The sequence below is a fragment of the Pseudomonas brassicacearum subsp. brassicacearum genome, assembly GCF_008801605.1.
GTDB lineage: Bacteria > Pseudomonadota > Gammaproteobacteria > Pseudomonadales > Pseudomonadaceae > Aquipseudomonas > Aquipseudomonas brassicacearum.
Genome location: NZ_VZPJ01000005.1, coordinates 327584 through 345067 on the forward strand (window position 1 = coordinate 327584; position 17484 = coordinate 345067).

Annotated in this window: 15 protein-coding genes; 8 read left to right on the forward strand and 7 right to left on the reverse strand. The window is 60.0% G+C overall.

Annotation, left to right across the window (positions count from 1 at the left end; genetic code table 11):
- Window positions 1–207: 207 nt before the first annotated feature.
- Window positions 208–2124: a molecular chaperone DnaK gene (dnaK, locus tag F7R20_RS14780; RefSeq protein ID WP_003197691.1), complete on the reverse strand. Its 1917-nt coding sequence runs from the start codon at window positions 2122–2124 to the stop codon at window positions 208–210.
- Window positions 2125–2225: 101 nt separating this feature from the next.
- A complete protein-coding gene (grpE, locus tag F7R20_RS14785; protein ID WP_003197688.1) occupies window positions 2226–2792 on the reverse strand; it encodes a nucleotide exchange factor GrpE in 567 nt (188 codons plus the stop codon).
- A gap of 241 nt (window positions 2793–3033) precedes the next feature.
- Here grpE and recN point away from each other — a divergent pair, with 241 nt between their 5' ends.
- Window positions 3034–4707 (forward strand): DNA repair protein RecN, encoded by a 1674-nt coding sequence (gene recN, locus F7R20_RS14790; RefSeq protein WP_003197686.1) that lies wholly within the window; start codon window positions 3034–3036, stop codon window positions 4705–4707.
- A gap of 77 nt (window positions 4708–4784) precedes the next feature.
- Here the strand turns inward: recN and fur are convergent, their stop codons facing one another.
- Complete coding sequence (fur, locus tag F7R20_RS14795; RefSeq protein ID WP_003197684.1) at window positions 4785–5189, reverse strand: ferric iron uptake transcriptional regulator; 405 nt, start codon at window positions 5187–5189, stop codon at window positions 4785–4787.
- Between the two features lie 97 nt (window positions 5190–5286).
- Between fur and F7R20_RS14800 the strand changes: the two genes are divergently transcribed.
- Window positions 5287–5814, forward strand: coding sequence for an outer membrane protein assembly factor BamE (locus tag F7R20_RS14800; protein ID WP_003197671.1), 528 nt, complete (start codon window positions 5287–5289; stop codon window positions 5812–5814).
- A 59-nt stretch (window positions 5815–5873) separates the two neighbouring features.
- Here F7R20_RS14800 and F7R20_RS14805 read toward each other — a convergent pair whose 3' ends face one another.
- The 3 genes from F7R20_RS14805 to F7R20_RS14815 are packed head-to-tail and all read right to left on the reverse strand — an operon-like array spanning window position 5874 to window position 8027.
- Complete coding sequence (locus F7R20_RS14805; protein ID WP_003197669.1) at window positions 5874–6176, reverse strand: RnfH family protein; 303 nt, start codon at window positions 6174–6176, stop codon at window positions 5874–5876.
- Window positions 6173–6616: a type II toxin-antitoxin system RatA family toxin gene (locus F7R20_RS14810; protein ID WP_003197666.1), complete on the reverse strand. Its 444-nt coding sequence runs from the start codon at window positions 6614–6616 to the stop codon at window positions 6173–6175. The genes F7R20_RS14805 and F7R20_RS14810 overlap by 4 nt, the downstream gene beginning before the upstream one ends.
- A gap of 7 nt (window positions 6617–6623) precedes the next feature.
- Window positions 6624–8027 (reverse strand): sodium-dependent transporter, encoded by a 1404-nt coding sequence (locus F7R20_RS14815; protein WP_003197664.1) that lies wholly within the window; start codon window positions 8025–8027, stop codon window positions 6624–6626.
- A 118-nt stretch (window positions 8028–8145) separates the two neighbouring features.
- Here F7R20_RS14815 and smpB point away from each other — a divergent pair, with 118 nt between their 5' ends.
- Window positions 8146–8628 carry an SsrA-binding protein SmpB gene (gene smpB / locus F7R20_RS14820; RefSeq protein WP_003197663.1) on the forward strand — a complete coding sequence of 161 codons (483 nt, stop codon included), beginning with the start codon at window positions 8146–8148 and terminating at the stop codon, window positions 8626–8628.
- A gap of 118 nt (window positions 8629–8746) precedes the next feature.
- On the opposite strand, the gene F7R20_RS14825 is transcribed toward smpB, so the two are convergent.
- Window positions 8747–9514 (reverse strand): FCD domain-containing protein, encoded by a 768-nt coding sequence (locus F7R20_RS14825; protein ID WP_003197662.1) that lies wholly within the window; start codon window positions 9512–9514, stop codon window positions 8747–8749.
- A 262-nt stretch (window positions 9515–9776) separates the two neighbouring features.
- Here F7R20_RS14825 and F7R20_RS14830 point away from each other — a divergent pair, with 262 nt between their 5' ends.
- The 5 genes from F7R20_RS14830 to F7R20_RS14850 all read left to right on the forward strand — a co-directional run bounded on the left by F7R20_RS14830 (window position 9777) and on the right by F7R20_RS14850 (window position 17432).
- The gene (locus F7R20_RS14830; RefSeq protein ID WP_003197659.1) at window positions 9777–11471 is read left to right on the forward strand and encodes a lactate permease LctP family transporter; all 1695 of its coding nucleotides are present in this window, start codon (window positions 9777–9779) and stop codon (window positions 11469–11471) included.
- A 150-nt stretch (window positions 11472–11621) separates the two neighbouring features.
- Window positions 11622–12446 (forward strand): (Fe-S)-binding protein, encoded by an 825-nt coding sequence (locus F7R20_RS14835; protein ID WP_003197656.1) that lies wholly within the window; start codon window positions 11622–11624, stop codon window positions 12444–12446.
- Window positions 12443–13900, forward strand: coding sequence for a LutB/LldF family L-lactate oxidation iron-sulfur protein (locus F7R20_RS14840; protein WP_003197654.1), 1458 nt, complete (start codon window positions 12443–12445; stop codon window positions 13898–13900). Before F7R20_RS14835 ends, F7R20_RS14840 begins: the two co-directional genes overlap by 4 nt.
- On the forward strand, window positions 13897–14568 hold the full coding sequence (locus F7R20_RS14845; protein WP_003197652.1) for a LutC/YkgG family protein: 672 nt from the start codon (window positions 13897–13899) through the stop codon (window positions 14566–14568). Before F7R20_RS14840 ends, F7R20_RS14845 begins: the two co-directional genes overlap by 4 nt.
- On the forward strand, window positions 14565–17432 hold the full coding sequence (locus F7R20_RS14850) for an FAD-binding and (Fe-S)-binding domain-containing protein (RefSeq protein WP_028237555.1): 2868 nt from the start codon (window positions 14565–14567) through the stop codon (window positions 17430–17432). Before F7R20_RS14845 ends, F7R20_RS14850 begins: the two co-directional genes overlap by 4 nt.
- Window positions 17433–17484 lie beyond the last annotated feature (52 nt).

A 17484-nucleotide genomic window follows, 5' to 3' on the forward strand; every position in this document is an offset into this window, starting at 1 on the left:
AAATATTTCAGCCAGGGCCCCGGCCAAAACGCAGTGCCCATCGCCGGAAAGCAGGAGCATTCCCGAACGCACCGCCAGCATCCGAGCGTTGTCGCATGCTGTAAAAATTCATTGGCTCCAGACACGCCAACGCGGGAGCAAGCTCCCGCGCGGCGACATCCTACCAGCCACCGCACAAATGCAGTCAACCGGCCGACCAACAAGCGATTACTTGTGGTCTTTCACTTCTTCGAACTCGGCGTCAACGACGTCGTCGGCTTTCTCGGCCGATTCGCCCTGCGCAGCCGCGCCTTCTGCAGGCTGAGCCTGTTCGGCGTACATCTTCTGAGCCACTGGCGCGGAGACCTTGGACAGCTCTTCGATCTTCGCTTCGATGGCGGCCTTGTCGTCGCCTTTGACGGCAGCTTCCAGGGCAACCACGGCCGCTTCGATGGCGGCCTTCTCTTCCGCGGTCACTTTTTCGCCAGCATCAGCGATCATTTTGCGAGTCGAGTGCACCAAGGCATCGCCCTGGTTGCGAGCGCTGGCCAGCTCTTCGAACTTGCGGTCTTCCTCGGCGTTGACTTCAGCATCGCGAACCATCTGCTGAATTTCTTCCTCGGACAGACCGGAGTTGGCCTTGATCACGATCGACTGGGTCTTGCCAGTAGCCTTGTCTTTCGCGCCGACGTGCAGGATGCCGTTGGCGTCGATGTCGAAGGTCACTTCGATTTGTGGCACGCCACGTGGTGCTGGTGGAATCTCGGCCAGGTCGAACTTGCCCAGGGACTTGTTCTGTGCGGCTTGCTTACGCTCACCTTGCAGCACGTGAATGGTCACTGCGCCCTGGTTGTCATCGGCAGTCGAGAACACTTGCGATTTCTTGGTAGGAATCGTGGTGTTTTTCTCGATCAGCGCGGTCATCACGCCGCCCATGGTTTCGATACCCAGGGTCAGCGGGCTGACGTCGAGCAGCAGAACGTCTTTCACGTCACCAGCCAATACCGCGCCCTGGATAGCAGCACCCATGGCAACAGCTTCGTCAGGGTTGACGTCTTTACGTGCTTCTTTACCGAAGAAATCGGTGACCAGCTTCTGAACCAGTGGCATACGGGTCTGACCGCCAACCAGGATCACGTCGTTGATCGAACCAACGTCGATACCGGCGTCTTTCATGGCGATGCGGCAAGGTTCGATGGTGCGCTGAACCAGGTCTTCCACCAGCGCTTCGAGCTTGGCGCGGGAGATTTTTACGTTCAGGTGCTTAGGACCGGTGGCATCTGCAGTGATGTACGGCAGGTTCACGTCGGTCGACTGGCTCGAGGACAGTTCGATCTTGGCTTTTTCAGCGGCTTCTTTCAGGCGCTGCATGGCCAGCGGGTCACCCTTGAGGTTCATGCCGCTTTCTTTCTTGAACTCGTCGACGAGGTAGTCGATCAGGCGGATGTCGAAGTCTTCACCACCGAGGAACGTGTCACCGTTGGTTGCCAGCACTTCGAACTGGTGCTCGCCGTCGACTTCAGCGATCTCGATCACGGAGACGTCGAAGGTACCGCCACCCAGGTCGTAAACGATCACGGTGTGATCGCCCTTGGCCTTGTCCATACCGTAGGCCAGAGCGGCCGCAGTCGGTTCGTTGATGATACGTTTTACGTCCAGGCCCGCGATGCGGCCGGCGTCTTTGGTCGCCTGGCGCTGGCTGTCGTTGAAATAGGCAGGAACAGTAATGACCGCCTCAGTCACCGCTTCGCCGAGGTAATCTTCGGCGGTTTTCTTCATTTTCTTGAGGATTTCAGCCGAGATCTGTGGCGGCGCCATTTTCTGGCCGTTCACTTCAACCCAGGCGTCGCCGTTGTCAGCCTTGGCGATTTTGTAAGGAACCATCTTGATGTCTTTCTGGACGACTTCTTCGTCGAACTTGCGACCGATCAGACGCTTCACCGCGTACAGGGTGTTATGCGGATTGGTCACTGCCTGACGCTTGGCCGACTGGCCAACCAGAATCTCGCCATCATTGGCGTAAGCGATGATCGACGGCGTGGTACGCGCGCCTTCAGCGTTTTCGATGACTTTGGCCTTGCCGTTTTCCAGCACGGAGACGCACGAGTTGGTGGTCCCCAGGTCGATACCGATAATCTTGCCCATGTTAACTCTCCCGGAACTTGGATTTTGTTGCCGCAGCAGTGGTGGCTAACTGCGGTAGCACTTAAACGCTTGACATATAGATGGGGCCGCTACGACCGATTTCAAGCCTGCTCATCAATAGAAGGCGAAACCGGCGCTGGCGTCTTGCTGACCACGACCATGGCCGGGCGCAGCAGGCGACCATTGAGCAGATAGCCCTTCTGGAAAACCTTCAGCACACTGTTTGGCTCGACGTCGGCACTTTCCTGCATCGCCATGGCCTGGTGGTGCTCGGCGTTGAAGGGTTCACCATGCGGATCAAGGGTTTCGAGCTGATAACGCTTGAGGGTGTCCTGGAACATTTTCAGGGTCAGCTCGATGCCTTCACGCATCGGACGGATGTTTTCGTCATCCGGGTTGGACAGCTCCAGGCCACGCTCCAGGCTGTCGATGATCGGCAGCAGGTCGCCGGCGAAACGCTCCAGGGCGAATTTATGAGCCTTCTCTACATCTTGTTCGGCGCGACGGCGGACATTCTGCAGGTCGGCTGCTACACGCAACGCCTGATCCTGCGCACCGGCCAGTTGCTCCTCGAGCACTTGTACACGTGCCGCCAGCTCTTCACCGGAATCCTGGGAAGCCTGATTGGCGTCTAGATTTTGCGTGTCCTGCGTCTGTTCGTCAGCCATAGATTTCTCCTCTCAACTTCGTCCGCGAGCTCAACTCGCGCTTCTGCCCCGGTATATGGGGTCGGGTTTTGCAGCTTCAAGGGCCATCTGACGAATTAACCTTACAAAAAGCAGCTGCATAACCATTCCCCGCAGCGCTAAGAAAATCATTTGTCCAAGCAAATCGAGCTAAGCGTGGGCATTGTCAGGCCAAAACAAAACACTGTATAAATAACCAGACCTAAAGCCTGGGAGCGGCCTTATGCTGGTGCACCTGTCCGTACACAACTACGCCATCGTCGAACACCTCGATCTCGAACTTGATCGAGGCATGAGCGTGATCACCGGTGAAACCGGCGCAGGCAAGTCGATCATGCTCGATGCCCTGGGCCTGACGCTGGGCGACCGCGCCGACAGTGGCGTGGTGCGCCCCGGAGCGGACAAGGCCGACATCCTGGCGACGTTCGACCTGGTCGACATCCCCGAGGCCAGCGCCTGGCTGGCCGAACGCGACCTGGACACCGACGGTTTGTGCATCCTGCGCCGGGTCATCACCGCTGAAGGCCGCTCCCGAGGCTACATCAACGGCACGCCCTGCCCCCTGGGCGACCTCAAGGCCCTCGGCGAGCTGCTGATCGACATTCACAGCCAGCATGAACACCAATCCCTGCTCAAGACCGACACCCATCGCCGCTTGCTGGATGAATACGCCGGCGCCACCGACCTGGCCCGACAGGTCCAACTGGCGGCCCAACGCTGGCGCCAGACCCGCCAGGAACTGGATCGACTCTCCAATTCCGGCGACGAACAACGTGCCCGTCACCAGTTATTGAGCTACCAGCTCGAAGAGCTGGAGAACCTGGCCCTGGGTGAAAATGAACTGGAAGAGCTGGAGCAGGAACACAAGAACCTGACCAACGCCGAAGCACTGCTGGGCATTTGCCGGCAAGTGGTCGAACAATGCAGCGAGAGCGATTCAGGCAATGTGCTCAATGCACTGACAGCGAGCCTGAACCGACTCTCCAGCGTGAACAATTCGGTGGGCGCCCTGAACGAAGCGACCAACCTGCTGACGAGTGCGCAGATCCAGGTCGAAGAAGCCGTCGGGGAACTGAATCGGTTCCTCGATCATTTCGATGCCGACCCGGCCCGCCTGCAGTACCTGGAAGAGCGCCTGGACACTATCTATACACTGGCGCGCAAGCATCGCATCCAACCGACCGATGTTGCCGAACTCCAGCAGCGCCTGCTGGAAGAACTGGAAACCCTGAACGCCAACGATGAATCCATCGAGCGCCTGGGGGACGAACTGGCTTCTTATGCCCGTCATTACCAGGAAAAGGCCAAGGAGCTCAGCGGACTGCGGCAGCACGCCGCAACAGGACTGGCCAGCGCCGTGGAACAGGAAATCCAGCGCCTGGGCATGCCGGGCGGACGCTTCACCATCGAATTGCGCCCCAACGCTGGCGACGAGCTCCAGCCCAATGGCCTGGAGCAAGTGGAACTGCTGGTCAGCGCCAACCCCGGGCAACCGCTCAAGGCCCTGGCCAAAGTCGCGTCCGGCGGCGAGCTGTCACGAATCAGCCTGGCCATCCAGGTCATCACCGCGCAGACCTCTCGTGTGCCGACGCTGGTATTCGACGAAGTTGACGTGGGCATCGGTGGCCCAACCGCGGAAATTGTCGGCCAGTTGCTGCGCCGGCTGGGGGAACGCGGCCAGGTGCTGACGGTGACTCACCTGCCCCAGGTCGCCGCCCAGGGACACCAGCATCTATTTGTGCACAAGGTACGCGGCGAGGATGCCACTCGCACCGCCGTCTCCAAGCTCAACAAAAACGAGCGCGTGGAAGAAGTGGCGCGAATGCTCGGGGGCATCGACCTCACCAAGGAATCCCTGGCCCACGCGAAAAAAATGGTCGTTACCGCGAAAATCTGAGAACGGCAGAAAGCACGAAGGCGACCCTGGGGTCGCCTTCGTTCGTTTCACGAACCGTAATAGTCCGCGCGACATGCTTACTTTTTCTTGCGTACGTACAGCACAAGATTGTGATCAACCATCTCGAAGCCATACTTGTCGACGATTGCTTTCTGCAGCCGCTCGATTTCTTCGTCGAAGAATTCGATCACTTCGCTCGTCTCGACGTTGACCATATGGTCGTGATGCTTGCCGTCGTCCAGTTCGAAGACCGCATGGCCTCCGTCGAAGTTGTGCCGCACCACCAAGCCAGCTGCCTCGAACTGGGTCAGAACACGGTAAACCGTGGCCAGACCGACGTCCTCACCAGCCTCCATAAGTGCCTTATAGACATCTTCAGCACTCATGTGGCGTTGCTCGGCGGAATCGAGCATTTGTAGAATCTTGACCCGTGGCAGGGTCACTTTGAGGCCGGCTTTGCGTAGTTCGCTATTTTCAACCATGGTCAGCTTTCTCGCGATGCTGCTTCGCAGCTTCTCTTAATGCGGGTATGATCGGCGTTTACGTTGTCCCAGCCAAGATAGTGGAAGTCGCCCACCGATGCAAAACACCAAGCTCTTGCTAACCAGTTTCACCTTTGTGGGACTGCTCGCACTCGCCGGTTGTTCATTCCCCGGGGTTTACAAAATCGACATCCAGCAGGGCAATGTCGTCACGCAGGACATGATAGACCAGTTGCGCCCGGGAATGACCCGCCGGCAAGTACGGTTTATCATGGGTAACCCCCTGCTGACCGACACGTTCCATGCCGATCGCTGGGATTACCTGTACAGCTTGCAGCCAGGCGGCGGTGAGCGCCAGCAGGAACGCATCAGCGTTATCTTTAGCCCCAACGACCAACTCGTCAGCCTGTCGGGCGATTTCATGCCTGGCGTGAGCCGTGACGAGGCCATCTTGGGCAAGGACAGCGACAACACCGTTACTGACCCGACCCAGAAGGCCGAACAGCCGAAACCGGAAAAACCGGTCAAGCCAGGTTCGTTGCTGGACCAGATCCAGAAGGACGTGGACAAAGTCGAGACCGTACCCGTGCCGACGCCAGAGCCCCTGGACACCTCGCCGCAATAAATTGCGGCATAAAAAAACCCGGCATGCCGGGTTTTTTATTGCCTGCCATTCAAGCCAGGTTATTGCTCCGATTGGCGTGCCTGGGCAGCCTTCGCCGCGCGCAAGCGACGAATTTCCTTCGGATCGGCCAACAACGGGCGATAGATCTCCAGTCGATCGGCCGCCTGCACCACCTGATGCTCTGGATCGGCAACCAGCTTGCCAAAAATTCCTACCGGGCAAGTCGCCAGATCCAGCTCTGGAAACACATCGGCAATGCCCGATGCCGCCAGTGCGGCACGAACACTCGCGCCCTCCTGCACCACGCAGGTGCGCAAGACCTGACGCTCCGTCGAGGCATACACCACTTCTATCTCAATCAACGCTTGAGCTCTGCATTCTGCTTGGCCCGCTGGCAGAACGCATCGACCAGGGTATTGGCGGCTTGATTGAACAGCGGCCCCAGCGTCGCCCGCACCAGAGGACCGGCGTAGTCGAACGACAGGTCCAGGCTGATCTTGCAGGCCTTTTCACCCAGCGGCTTGAACACCCAGACACCGTGGAGCTGGTTGAAAGGCCCTTCTTCCAGATTCATCTCGATGGACTGTCCCGGCACCAGCGTATTGCGCGTAACGAAGCGCTGGCTCAAGCCGCTCTTGGCAATGTTGAGGCTGGCGCGCATATGGGTTTCAGAGCTCTCCAGCACCTCGGCCGACGAGCACCACGGCAAGAACTGCGGGTAGCTCGCCACATCGTTGACCAGGTCATACAGCGCCTGCGCCGGATAGGGCAGCAAGGCCGAGCGTTGAATATGTGTCGTCATGTAAGCGTCACTTCCACAGCTGGGCGGCAAACACTACGAGAATGCCGATGGGCGCCACGTAGCGCATCAAGAACAGGCTCAAACCAAACAATACCGGGCTGCGCAGCGACAATTCATCACGCACCGCTTCACGCCCCATGATCCATCCTGCAAACACTACGAAACACAAACCACCCAATGGCAGCATGATCCGTGAGGTGAAGAAATCAATCACGCCGAAGAAATCCAGCCCTCCGGTTGCGCCCCATTGGTAGAGATGGAATAGCCCGTCTTCGTTCACGAAAAACTTCGCTTGCTTCCATATATTGAAGGAAAACACCGTGCCCAGGCCGACAAACCAGCAGGTGAAGGCCAACCAGAAGGTTACCCAGGCGCGGCTGAGCCGGGTCCGTTCAACCAGGTAAGCCACCATGGGTTCCAACAGGGAGATGGCCGAACTCCAGGCTGCGATGGCCACCAGGAGGAAAAACACCACGCCCATCACTTGGCCGAACGCCATGCTGCCGAAGGCAAAAGGCAGGCTGACAAACATCAGCCCCGGCCCCTCACTGGGGTTCAGGCCGGCGGCGAATACAATCGGAAACAATGCCACCCCCGCCAACAGCGACACGAAGGTATCCAACAGCGCGACACCGACAACGGTCCGGGTCAGGGATGCATTCTTGGGCATGTAGGCGCCATAGATCATGATCGAACCGACCCCGACGCTCAGGGAGAAAAACGCATGCCCCATGGCCGGCAGCAGGCCATCCAGGACTTTCTCCGGCTGGAAGTCGAACATGAAATGCACGCCTTCCATGAAATGCCCGGTGGTCATGCTGTAGCCCAGCAGCACCAGGATCATCACGAACAGCAACGGCATCATGATCCGCAGGCTGCGCTCAAGCCCGGCAACCACTCCCCGGGCAATCACCACCGCCGAGAGCACCATGAAAATCGTGTGCCAGAGGGTCAGCCTCCAGGGATCGGCAATCACATTGCCGAAGTAGGCGCCTACCTGATCAGGCGTCACACCCTGAAAATCCCCACGCCCCATGTCGATGATGTAGTCCAGCGACCAACCGCCGACCACGCTATAGAAAGACAGAATCAACAGCGCCGTGATCATCCCGGCGAAGGCGCCCCACGACCACTTGGGCGAGTGCCCCGCCGCCACCGCCAACACCTTCAAGGCATTGGCCGGGCTTTGCCGGGCCCGACGACCGATCAGGGTTTCGGCCAGCATTACCGGCGCGCCGATCAGCGCAATGCACGCCAGGAACATCAGTACGAAGGCACCGCCACCGTAGACGCCGACCATGTAGGGGAATTTCCAGATACTGCCCAACCCCACCGCAGAACCGGTTGCAGCGAATATAAAAACCCAGCGGCTAGCCCAACTGCCGTGGACAGAAACCTTGTCTGTCGACATCGTGATCACGCCCAAGCATTCAAAAAAGAGGCCGCATTGTCCGGGATTCACTCAACGTGCTCAAGCACGCTGCTTCACCGTAGCCGACACGCACGCAACTGCCTATAATGCCGCCCCTATGGCTAAACAGAAGAAACACCCCACAGGGACCATCGCGCAAAATAAAAAGGCGCGACACGATTACTTCATCGAACAACGTTTCGAGGCTGGCATGGTCCTGGCCGGCTGGGAAGTAAAGAGCCTGCGTGCCGGCAAGGCGCAACTGGTCGACAGCTACGTGCTGCTCAAGGACGGCGAGGCTTGGCTGCTGGGCAGCCATTTCACGCCGCTGACCACCGCCAGCACCCACGTGATCGCCGACCCGACGCGCTCGCGCAAGCTGCTGCTCAACAAGCGCGAGCTGGAAAAACTCTTCGCCTCCGTGCAGCAGAAGGGTTACACCTGCGTCTGCACGTCGTTGTACTGGAGCAAGCACTTGATCAAGTGCGAGATTGCCCTGGGCAAGGGCAAGAAGGAATACGACAAGCGCGATACCGAACGCGAACGCGATGCCGGCCGCGAGCTGCAGCGCGCGGTGCGCAACAAGGGCAAGGAAGACTAGCCCGGGATCAACTGTGGGAGCCGAGCTTGCTCGCGATGGCGTCGACACATCCGGCAGCGATGTGTCAGACAGACCGCTTTCGCGAGCAAGCTCGCTCCCACAGGGTCCACAGGCGCGATTACATCCCTTTACGCCGCTCCGCCCGCGCCACGCGCTGCACTTCCTGACGCACCTCTTCCAGAACCTCCTGCACATACAAGATGTGCCGGCTTGACACTTCCCGCGCCTGTTCGGCGTGCCCGCCCATGATCGCCTGGTACAACTCCCGGTGCTGGCTGATCAACATGTCGCGGGTTTCACTGCGTTGCTTGTACATGCCGCCGATGTTGGTCACCACATTGCGCTTGAGCAGGTCGAACAAGCCGCGGATGGTATGCAGCAACACCGCGTTATGACTGGCCTCGGCAATCGCCAGGTGAAACCGGGCATCCGCCGCGCCCTCCTCCGCCCGGCTCACCTCGTCGTGGCGCGAGTAACAGTCCTGCAGCTCGTCGAATGCCGCCGTCAGCCGCTCGCGGTCTACATCCGTGGCCCGCTGCGCCGCGTAATAAGCACAGGACGCTTCCAGGGTGTGACGAAACTCAAGCAAGTCGCGCTGCGCTTCGGGATTGCTTTCCAACAATTGCAGCAGTGGATCACTGAACGTCGAGCCCAGCGACTCCACCACATAGTTGCCGCCGCCCTGGCGACTGACCAACAAGCCTTTGGCCGCCAGCTTCTGGATCGCCTCGCGCAACGAAGGGCGTGACACACCGAACTGCTCAGCCAGGGTCCGTTCGGCCGGCAGCCGCTCACCAGACTTGAGCGTGCCCTCAAGGATCATGCCTTCAAGCCGCTCGACAATATCGTCAGACAAACGGCGCTGACGAATCTGATCAAACCCCATAACTCAATTCTCCACGATCCCGACGGCTCGCCGGGCTCTCTATTCTGGCCCATCCGGGCCTTGTCCACACCCATCAAAGCCGTTTTGCACAACCGGATCAGATGCGCTCTGCACCGCTTATTCGACGAAAGTTTCAGGGCGGCAAATTGACACATGACAACCAAGGCTTTTACCCTAGCCAACAGCGATTGTAAATTGGTATTACCAATTAACCAAACCCGCTGGCAGTGCCTGACCAACAACAATTAGGGGCCCACCCATTATGCAAACCTGGCAACAGCTCTACAGCCCGCTCGGCAGCCTCGGCTTGTCCGCACTCGCGGCCGTCATTCCCATCGTATTTTTCTTCCTGGCCCTGGCGGTGTTTCGCCTCAAGGGGCATGTGGCCGGCAGCATCACCCTGGCCCTGGCGATTGCCGTGGCGATTTTCGCTTTCAATATGCCCGCCGACATGGCCTTCGCAGCCGCCGGCTATGGTTTTGCCTACGGTCTGTGGCCCATCGCCTGGATCATCGTCGCGGCCGTATTCCTCTACAAACTGACAGTCAAGAGCGGCCAGTTCGAGGTGATTCGCAGCTCGGTGCTGTCGATTACCGATGACCAACGCCTGCAAGTGCTGTTGATCGGCTTTTGCTTCGGCGCATTTTTGGAAGGTGCCGCCGGTTTCGGTGCCCCGGTGGCGATCACTGCCGCCCTGCTGGTCGGCCTGGGCTTCAACCCCCTGTACGCCGCCGGCCTGTGCCTGATCGCCAACACCGCCCCGGTCGCGTTCGGTGCGTTGGGCATTCCGATCATCGTGGCCGGTCAGGTCACCGGGATCGACGCCTTCAAGATCGGCGCCATGACCGGTCGCCAGCTGCCATTGCTGTCGCTGTTCGTGCCGTTCTGGCTGGTGTTCATGATGGACGGCCTGCGCGGCGTGCGGGAAACCTGGCCAGCAGCACTGGTGGCAGGCCTGAGCTTCGCCATCACCCAGTACTTCACCTCCAACTTCATTGGCCCGGAACTGCCGGACATCACCTCCGCCCTGGCCAGCCTGATTTCCCTGACGCTGTTCCTGAAAGTCTGGCAGCCCAAGCGTACCGCTGGCGCCCAGATTGCCGGCGCCACCTCCAGCACCACGGTCACCGCCAGCGCCGGTGGTTTCGGCCAACCGCGCAGCACCGTCGCTTCGCCCTACAGCCTGGGGGAAATCATCAAGGCCTGGTCGCCGTTCCTGATCCTGACCGTATTGGTGACGATCTGGACCCTCAAGCCGTTCAAGGCGATGTTCGCCGCTGGCGGTTCGATGTACGGCTGGGTGTTCAACTTCGCCATCCCGCACCTGGACCAGATGGTGATCAAGGTCGCGCCCATCGTGATCAACCCCACTGCCATTCCGGCCGTGTTCAAGCTTGATCCGATTTCCGCCACCGGCACGGCGATTTTCTTCTCCGCATTGATCTCGATGCTGGTGCTGAAGATCAATATCAAAACTGGTCTTACCACTTTTAAAGAGACGCTTTTCGAGCTGCGCTGGCCGATCCTGTCCATCGGCATGGTGTTGGCATTCGCGTTCGTCACCAACTACTCGGGCATGTCGTCGACCATGGCCCTGGTGCTGGCCGGCACGGGCGCGGCGTTCCCGTTCTTCTCGCCGTTCCTGGGTTGGCTGGGTGTGTTCCTGACCGGTTCCGATACGTCGTCCAACGCCCTGTTCAGCTCGCTGCAAGCCACCACCGCGCACCAGCTCGGCGTCAACGACACCTTGCTCGTCGCGGCCAACACCAGCGGCGGCGTGACCGGCAAGATGATTTCGCCACAATCGATCGCGGTGGCCTGCGCGGCGACCGGGCTGGTGGGCAAGGAATCGGATCTGTTCCGTTTCACCCTCAAACACAGCCTATTCTTTGCAACGATTGTCGGCCTGATCACGTTGGCCCAGGCCTACTGGTTTACCGGCATGCTGGTTCATTAAGTCCTACACGCAATACTGAAAAAACCGACGCCGAACCGTGATTCGGCGTCTGCTATTCACCACCGGGTCTGCAAGGCTGCTGAAAGATTTCCTGTCTATATTCAGCAGCCTCAGCGGACGGATAACCGGGACCACCCGGAGACACGCCTGATGAGCGAGCTTTTTTACAACGCCGTGCCGAACGCGACCCGTGTCGCCCCGCCATTGCCCGAGCCTCGGCAGTACCCCAGCGAGAAACCGCAAAGGGTCTACCTGTTCGGCACTTGCGTGGTGGACCTGTTCTATCCCGAAGCAGGGATGGATGCGATTCATCTGCTGGAGCGCGAAGGAATCCGGGTGGACTACCCGCAAGGGCAAAGCTGCTGCGGCCAACCGGCCTACACCTCGGGCTACACCGAACAGGCGCGGACGGTGGCACGGGCGCAGTTGGCCTTGTTTGCCGAAGACTATCCGGTGGTGGTGCCTTCGGGCTCCTGCGCCGGCATGCTGCGCGAGCATTACGCCGACCTGTTCAAGGATGAGCCCGACACGCTCAAACAGGTCCAGGCCCTGGCGGCCCGGACCTATGAACTGGCTGAATTCCTGCTGTTTGTCTGCAAGGTGCAGTTGAACGACAGCGGTGAGCCGGTGAAGGTTGCGCTGCACACGTCCTGCTCGGCACGGCGTGAAATGAACACCCACCTGCACGGCCGCGCGTTGTTGGCGCAGTTACGCAATGTGGAACGAGTCGACCACAGCCACGAAAGCGAATGCTGTGGCTTTGGTGGGACGTTCAGCGTTCGCATGCCGGATATTTCCGGCGCGATGGTGGCCGACAAGACCCGAGCGCTGAAGGAATCCGGCGCGCACAAGGTCATCAGTGCCGATTGTGGCTGCCTGATGAACATCAACGGCGCACTGGAAAAACAGCAGGAGGCGTTACGCGGCCAGCACCTGGCGAGCTTCCTCTGGCAGCGTAGCGGAGGTGTCGCATGAGCACGCCGACGCTGATTCCGACCGTTGAGGTGCAGGAAGATTTTCGCGCCCGAGCCCACAAGGCCCTGGCCGACACGCAACTGCGAAACAACTTTCGCAGCGCGATGGATTCACTGATGACCAAGCGGGCAACGTCCTTCAGCGATGCCCACGAAAGAGAACACCTGCGTGTGCTGGGCAATGCCGTCCGCGCCCGTGCGTTATCGAAGCTGCCCGACCTGCTCGAGCAACTTGAAAGCAACCTGACCCGCAACGGTGTGAACGTGCACTGGGCGGAAACGGTGGACGAAGCCAATGGCATCGTCCTCTCGATCATCCGCGCTCACGAGGCGCGGCAAGTGATCAAGGGCAAATCGATGGTCAGCGAAGAGATGGAGATGAACCATTTCCTCGAGGCTCGGGACATTGAATGTCTTGAGTCCGACATGGGGGAATACATCGTCCAGCTCGACCACGAGAAGCCTTCACACATCATTATGCCGGCGATCCACAAGAATGCCGGTCAGGTCGCGTCCTTGTTCCACGACAAACTCGGCGTGGAGTACACCAAGGACGTTGACCAACTCATTCAGATCGGTCGCAAGGTATTGCGGCAGAAATTCTTCGAGGCCGACATCGGCGTCTCCGGCGTCAACTTCGCCGTCGCTGAAACCGGCACGCTGCTGCTGGTGGAAAACGAAGGCAACGGGCGGATGTCCACCACCGTGCCGCCGGTGCACATTGCCGTGACCGGCATCGAAAAAGTCGTCGAGAACCTGCGCGACGTCGTGCCGCTGCTGTCGCTGCTGACCCGCTCGGCCCTTGGCCAGCCGATCACCACCTACGTCAACATGATCTCCGGCCCGCGCAAGCCTGACGAACTGGACGGCCCCCGGGAAGTCCATCTGGTCCTGCTCGACAACGGTCGCAGCCAGGCGTTTGCCGATAGCGAATTGCGCCAGACGCTGAACTGCATCCGCTGTGGCGCCTGTATGAATCATTGCCCGGTCTATACCCGAATCGGCGGTCATGCCTACGGCGAGGTTTACCCGGGACCTATCGGAAAAATCATCACGCCGCACATGGTCGGCCTGGCCAAGGTGCCGGACCATCCGAGCGCCTCTTCGCTGTGCGGTGCCTGCGGTGAAGTGTGTCCGGTGAAGATTCCGATCCCGGCTTTGCTGCGGCGGCTGCGGGAAGAAAACGTCAAGGCGCCGGACAGCCCCCATCAGGTGATGCGCGGCCAGGGCAGCAAATACTCGCCCAAGGAACGCTTCATCTGGAACGCCTGGGCTCGACTCAACAGTTCGCCACGGTTGTATCGGCTGTTCGGGTTCCTCGCCACGCGCCTGCGCGCCCTGACGCCCAACAACGTCGGGCCATGGACCCAGAACCACAGCGCCCCCAAACCCGCCGCCCGCTCATTGCATGACCTGGCCCGCGAACACCTGAACCAGCAGGGAGACCGCCGATGAGCGCCAAGGACAATATCCTCGCCAAGCTGCGTAAAAGTCTGACCGGCGCCACGCCCGTTGCCGACAACTTCGACGTCGAGCTGGTGACGCAGACCTACCGCTATGCGCCCGAAGAACGTATCCCGCAATTGCGCAAGCTGATGGAGGCGGTGCACACCGAAATCCACCTGACGTCCGAGGAAGGCTGGCCGACCCTGCTCGCGCAATTGCTGCGCGACCGTCAATTGCCGAGCCTGCTCATCGCCCCGACCACCGCGCACGGGGAAAAAATCACACAATTCTGGGCGAACAATCCGGACCTGCCAACCCTCAAGGCTTACGACCGCCCGGTAGAAGAGTGGAAAGCCGAGTTGTTCAACGACACCCCCGCCAGCCTGACCGGAACCCTTGGCGCCATCGCCGCCACCGGCAGCCTGATTCTCTGGCCAACCCGGGAAGAGCCTCGACTGATGAGCCTGGTCCCACCGGTGCATTTCGCCCTGCTCAAGGCCAGCGAAATCCGTGACAACTTCTATGAGGTGCAGCAGGAATTCGAGTGGGCCCAAGGCATGCCCACCAATGCCCTGCTGGTATCGGGCCCGTCGAAAACCGCCGACATCGAGCAAGTCCTGGCCTATGGCGCCCATGGTCCGAAGGATCTGGTTGTTTTGATTCTGGAGGACCAATGACCCTTCCGGCCCCTTTTCTACACGACGTCCAACAACTGATCCCGCAGAAACGCCGTTTCGACGATCCGCTGTCGACTTTGGCCTTCGGCACCGACGCCAGTTTCTATCGGCTGATTCCGAAACTGGTGGTACGCGTCGAATCCGAAGATGAAGTGATTGCTTTGCTGAAACTGGCCCAACGCGACCAGGTCCCGGTCACCTTCCGCGCCGCCGGCACCAGCCTGTCCGGGCAAGCCATCAGCGATTCGGTGCTGATTGTGCTCGGGGATAACTGGAACGGGCGCGAGATTCGTGAACAGGGCACGCAGATCCGTTTGCAGCCCGGCGTGATCGGCGCCCAGGCCAACGCCTGGCTGGCGCCGTTCGGGCGCAAGATCGGCCCAGATCCGGCGTCGATCAACGCCTGCAAAATCGGCGGCATCGTCGCCAACAACGCCAGCGGCATGTGCTGCGGCACAGCGCAGAACACCTATCACACCCTGGCCGGCATTCGCCTGGTACTGGCCGACGGCACGCGCCTGGATACCGAAGACGACAGCAGCGTGGCGGCTTTTCGTACAAGCCATGGCGAACTGCTGGAACGCCTCGCGACTCTGGGCCGCGAGACCCGCGCCAACACTGAATTGGCTGCGCGAATTCGGCATAAATATCGTCTGAAAAATACCACCGGCCTGTCACTCAATGCCCTGGTGGACTTCGATGAGCCTGTGGATATCTTGAGCCACCTGCTGGTCGGCTCCGAAGGCACTCTCGGCTTCATCAGTGCGGTGACCTACAACACCGTCATCGACCATCCGAACAAAGCCTCGGCCCTGATCGTCTTCCCCGATGTGGAAACCTGCTGCAACGCCGTCACCGTGCTGAAAAGCCAGCCAGTCTCGGCCGTGGAGCTGCTGGACCGCCGCAGCCTGCGCTCGGTGCAGGACAAACCGGGAATGCCGGATTTCGTACAGCATCTGTCGATCAATGCCTGCGCCTTGCTGATCGAATCCCGCGCCGCCTCTTCATCTTTACTGCAAGAGCAACTGGCCCGGATCATGGCCTCGCTGGCCGGTTTCCCGGTGGAAAAACAGGTCGACTTTACCGAGGACCCAAGGGAAAACGCCCGGCTCTGGGCGATCCGCAAAGACACCTTCCCGGCCGTGGGTGCGGTGCGCAAAACCGGGACCACGGTGATCATCGAAGACGTGACCTTTCCGGTGGAACAACTGGCCATTGGCGTAAACCGCCTGATCGAGTTGTTCGACAAACATCACTACGACGAAGCGATCCTTTTCGGACACGCGCTGGAAGGCAATCTGCACTTCGTCTTCACCCAAGGCTTCAACAACCCTGAAGAAGTCGCACGCTACCAGGCGTTCATGGATGACGTGGCGCAGTTGGTGGCGGTGGAGTTCGGCGGCTCGCTGAAAGCCGAACACGGCACCGGGCGCAACATGGCACCGTTCGTCGAACTGGAATGGGGCAGTGACGCCTATCAATTGATGTGGCAGCTCAAACGCCTGCTCGATCCCAACGGCATCCTCAACCCGGACGTGGTGCTCAGCGAAGACCCGCAGATCCACCTCAAACACCTCAAACCGCTGCCGGCCGCCGATGAGATTGTGGATAAGTGCATCGAGTGCGGTTTCTGCGAACCGGTGTGTCCGTCCAAGGACCTGACCTTGAGCCCGCGCCAGCGCATCGTGATCTGGAGGGATATCCAAGCCAAGAAACGCGCCGGCACGGACACCACCGAACTGGAGCGTGCCTACCAATACCAGGGCATCGATACCTGTGCCGCCACGGGCCTGTGTGCACAACGTTGCCCGGTAGGCATCAATACCGGCGAACTGGTGAAAAAACTGCGCAGCCGTGACGCAACAAAGACGAAAACCGCCAACTGGATTGAAGGAAATTTCGCCACCACATTGCAAGGCGCACGCTTCGCCCTCCACGTCGCCAACGGTGCGCGCATGCTGCTGGGCGCGCCCCGCCTGGCGAAACTGTCGGCCTCGTTGACGCGGCTGTCCAAAGGCCAAGTCCCACAGTGGACCAACGCCATGCCCCAGCCGGAAAAGGCCATCCGTTTCAGCCCCGCCGTGTCGGACGAACGGCCGAGAGTCGTGTACCTGGCGGCGTGCGTGTCGCGGGTCATGGGCCCGGCGGCAGCGGACAAGGAGCAGATGTCGCTGTACGACAAGACCCGCGGCCTGCTGGAAAAGGCCGGTTATCAGGTGGTCTTTCCAGACAATGTGGACAGCCTCTGCTGCGGCCAACCCTTTGCCTCCAAAGGCTACGCCGAACAGGCCGAGCACAAGCGCCAGGAACTGATCGGCGCCCTGCTGCACGCCAGTCGCGGCGGGCTCGACCCCATCTACTGTGACACCAGCCCCTGCACATTGCGGCTGGTCCAGGACCTTGGCGACGTGCGCCTGGACCTGTATGACCCGGTTCGCTTCATCCGTACCCACTTGATGGATCGGCTCGACTTCATTCCCCAGGAGGCGCCCATCGCCGTGCACGTCACGTGCAGCACGCAGCACCTTGGCGAAAGCCAGGCGCTGATCGACCTGGCGCGCAAGTGCAGTAAAAACGTGGTCATCCCGGAAGGCATCCATTGTTGCGGTTTCGCCGGCGACAAGGGCTTCTCCACGCCAGAGCTGAACGCCCACTCGCTGCGCTCACTGAAGGACGCGGTACAGCATTGCAGCGAAGGGATTTCCACCAGCCGCACCTGTGAGATCGGTCTTACCCAACACGGCGCAATTGACTACCACGGGTTGGTGTATCTGGTGGACCGTGTCACCCGCTCCAAGCCCGTCAACGGTGAGGACCTTGCGATGGGACTCGAAGAAAAATCGAATTCCTGCGCGTCGCTGTAGTCACTTGAATAGGCCCGGCTGCGCTGGGCCATCCACTGACTCGGCCTGGCCG

Coding starts and splice junctions, on each gene's coding strand:
- F7R20_RS14835 (WP_003197656.1), top strand. CDS start 11,622: ATGAGCGAGCTTTTTTACAACGCCGTGCCGAACGCGACCCGTGTCGCC.
- F7R20_RS14815 (WP_003197664.1), bottom strand. CDS start 8,027: ATGTCGACAGACAAGGTTTCTGTCCACGGCAGTTGGGCTAGCCGCTGG.
- F7R20_RS14845 (WP_003197652.1), top strand. CDS start 13,897: ATGAGCGCCAAGGACAATATCCTCGCCAAGCTGCGTAAAAGTCTGACC.
- grpE (WP_003197688.1), bottom strand. CDS start 2,792: ATGGCTGACGAACAGACGCAGGACACGCAAAATCTAGACGCCAATCAG.
- fur (WP_003197684.1), bottom strand. CDS start 5,189: ATGGTTGAAAATAGCGAACTACGCAAAGCCGGCCTCAAAGTGACCCTG.
- F7R20_RS14840 (WP_003197654.1), top strand. CDS start 12,443: ATGAGCACGCCGACGCTGATTCCGACCGTTGAGGTGCAGGAAGATTTT.
- F7R20_RS14810 (WP_003197666.1), bottom strand. CDS start 6,616: ATGACGACACATATTCAACGCTCGGCCTTGCTGCCCTATCCGGCGCAG.
- F7R20_RS14850 (WP_028237555.1), top strand. CDS start 14,565: ATGACCCTTCCGGCCCCTTTTCTACACGACGTCCAACAACTGATCCCG.
- F7R20_RS14800 (WP_003197671.1), top strand. CDS start 5,287: ATGCAAAACACCAAGCTCTTGCTAACCAGTTTCACCTTTGTGGGACTG.
- smpB (WP_003197663.1), top strand. CDS start 8,146: ATGGCTAAACAGAAGAAACACCCCACAGGGACCATCGCGCAAAATAAA.
- F7R20_RS14825 (WP_003197662.1), bottom strand. CDS start 9,514: ATGGGGTTTGATCAGATTCGTCAGCGCCGTTTGTCTGACGATATTGTC.
- recN (WP_003197686.1), top strand. CDS start 3,034: ATGCTGGTGCACCTGTCCGTACACAACTACGCCATCGTCGAACACCTC.
- dnaK (WP_003197691.1), bottom strand. CDS start 2,124: ATGGGCAAGATTATCGGTATCGACCTGGGGACCACCAACTCGTGCGTC.
- F7R20_RS14830 (WP_003197659.1), top strand. CDS start 9,777: ATGCAAACCTGGCAACAGCTCTACAGCCCGCTCGGCAGCCTCGGCTTG.